At 74.0% G+C, this 2,454-nt stretch carries 3 protein-coding genes; all 3 read left to right on the top strand.

Features of this window, described 5'->3' with window-relative positions:
* On the top strand, positions 1-996 hold a 996-nt coding region (locus tag ACLU3S_RS36670), incomplete at its 5' end, for a hypothetical protein (RefSeq protein WP_413956300.1).
* A 4-nt stretch (positions 997-1,000) separates the two neighbouring features.
* The gene (locus ACLU3S_RS36675; RefSeq protein ID WP_413956301.1) at positions 1,001-1,780 is read left to right on the top strand and encodes a DUF4129 domain-containing protein; all 780 of its coding nucleotides are present in this window, start codon (positions 1,001-1,003) and stop codon (positions 1,778-1,780) included.
* A partial coding sequence (locus ACLU3S_RS36680) for a DUF4350 domain-containing protein (protein ID WP_413956302.1) occupies positions 1,777-2,454 on the top strand: 678 nt, incomplete at its 3' end. The genes ACLU3S_RS36675 and ACLU3S_RS36680, both read left to right, overlap by 4 nt.

Genomic DNA, 2,454 nt, shown 5'->3' on the forward strand with positions numbered 1-2,454 from the left:
CCTGCGGCCAAGCCCGGTGTGATCCCGCTGCGCCCGCTCGGCGTGGGGGAGATTCTCGACGGTGCCGTCTCCACCATGCGCACCTACTGGCGCACGGTCCTCGGCATCTCGCTGTCGGTCGCGCTGCTCACGCAGACCGCCTCGGTGCTCATGCAGGGCCTCGTCCTGAACGACACGGTCGCCACGGTGTCCGTCAACGACCCGAGCACCACGCCCGAAGACGTGTTCCAGTCCATGGGCGAGGCCTTTCTCGGCTCCGTCCTCGTCGGTCTGATCTCCGCCGTCGGCACGATCATCGCCACCGCGCTGCTGACGACGGTCACCAGCCGTGCCGTCCTCGGCAAGCCGGTCAGCACGGGCGAGGCCTGGCGGGACGCCCGCCCACAGGTCCCGAAGCTGTTCGGGCTGCTGATCCTGCTCGGTCTCATCGGCGCGGGTGTGGTCGTGTGCGGCGCGCTGCCCGGCGTCATCGTCCTTCTCACCGTCAACCGTCCCGCCGGAGCCGCGCTCCTGGTCGTCGGCATCATCGCCGCGGCGATCGTCATGGCCTGGCTGACGGTCCGCTTCTCCCTGGCCTCGCCCGCGCTGATGCTGGAGCGGCAGAGCATCGTGAAGTCGCTGAGCCGCTCCGCGAAGCTCGTGCGCGGCTCCTGGTGGCGGGTTCTCGGCATCCAGCTGCTCGGTGGGCTCATAGCCGGCGTCGTCTCGTCGATCGTCGCGATCCCCTTCCTCTTCATCGCGGCAGCCGCGAGCGGTGGCGGAATGACGGGCCTCTTCGGTGCCACCGGCGGACAGGTCGGCTGGGTCTTCCTGATCGTCAGCGGGATCGGCTCGGTGATCGGTGCCACGATCACCCTGCCCATCAACGCGGGCGTCACCGTGCTCCTCTACGTCGACCAGCGCATCCGCCGTGAGGCCCTCGACCTGGAACTGGCCCGCGCCGCCGGCGTCCAGGCCAACGGCACCGGCGCTCCCAGCGCCGTCCCGGGGAGCTGATGCAGTGAGCCTGACGGGGGGAGTTCTCACGGCGGCGATCCCACCGGGCGCCGGCGCCACGGCCCTACGCGCCCTGGTGCGCTCGGCGGGCGCGCCGGTCCTGGCGGCCGGCGCCTCCGGCCACGAGCCGCCGGTGACCGTCCCGCGCGATCCCGCGCGCGAGGCGGCCCGCCGGGAGCTGTCCAAGCGGATGTACCACGAGAACGACCCCGGCCTGCTCCAGCGCGCCCTGAACGCGTTCTGGGACTGGCTCGACCACGTGTTCGGCACGGCCGCCTCTGCCACCCCCGGCGGCACGGTCGGCCTGACCGTCGTGATCCTGTTCGTCGTCGCCGTCCTGGCCGCCCTGTGGTGGCGCCTGGGCACTCCCCGCCGTCGGCCCGTGTCCGCCGCCGTCCTGTTCGACGACCGGCCCCGCAGCGCGGCCGAACACCGCGCGGCCGGCGAGGCACACGCGGCCCAGGGCCACTGGAACCAGGCCGTCCAGGAGCGCATGCGGGCCGTCGTGCGCTCCCTGGAGGAGCGGACCGTGCTCGACCTCCGCCCCGGCCGGACCGCCGACGAAGCGGCCGCCGAGGCCGGCCGGGCACTTCCCGCACACATCGACCGGCTGCGTGCCGCCGCGAAGGAGTTCGACGACGTGACGTACGGCGGGCGCAGCGCAAGCGAGCAGTCGTACCGCCGCATCGCCGAACTCGACCGGGACCTGGAACGCACCAAGCCCGCCCTGACCCTCAGCGCCACCAACACGGCACAGAGCACCCGCCAGGGGGCCGCCGAGTGACCGTCGAAGCCGCGCCGCCGACCACCGCCACCGCGCCCACCGTCCGCGCGGCGTGGCCCCGCACGCGAGGCATCGCCCTCGCCGTCGTGCTGATCCTCGCCGCCGCCGTCGCGATGGCCGTCGTACGCTCCACCACCCGGCACGGCGACCTGGACCCGCGCTCCGTCGACCCCTACGGCAGCCGGGCCGTCGCCCAACTCCTCGCCGATCACGGGGTCTCCACGCGCGTGGTCACCACTCTCGGCTCGGCGCGCGCCGCCGCCCGGCCCGACACCACCTTGCTGGTCGCCGTCCCCGACCTGCTGACCGGCGGTCAGCAGACCCAGCTGCACGAGGCGACCGCCGCCTCCGGCGGGCGCACGGTCCTCGTCGCCCCCCGCAGCTGGTCCGTCGAACGGCTCGCCCCCGGGGTGGCCGCCGACCCCGCCGAAAGCACCGGCACCGCCCTCGCCCCCGGATGCGACCTGCCCGAGGCCCGGCGCGCGGGCAGCGCGGAGACCGGCGGCGTCCGCTACACCACCACCCGCCTCGACGCCGACATCTGCTACCCCAGCGCGCGACTCGCCACCCTGCTGCGCATCCCCGCGGCATCCGGGGGCGGCGACACCGTCGTGCTCGGCGCGCCCGACATCCTCTACAACAACCGCCTCGACAAGCAGGGCAACGCCTCGCTC

It is taken from the genome of Streptomyces sp. AF1A (assembly GCF_047340315.1).
Taxonomy (GTDB): Bacteria; Actinomycetota; Actinomycetes; order Streptomycetales; family Streptomycetaceae; genus Streptomyces.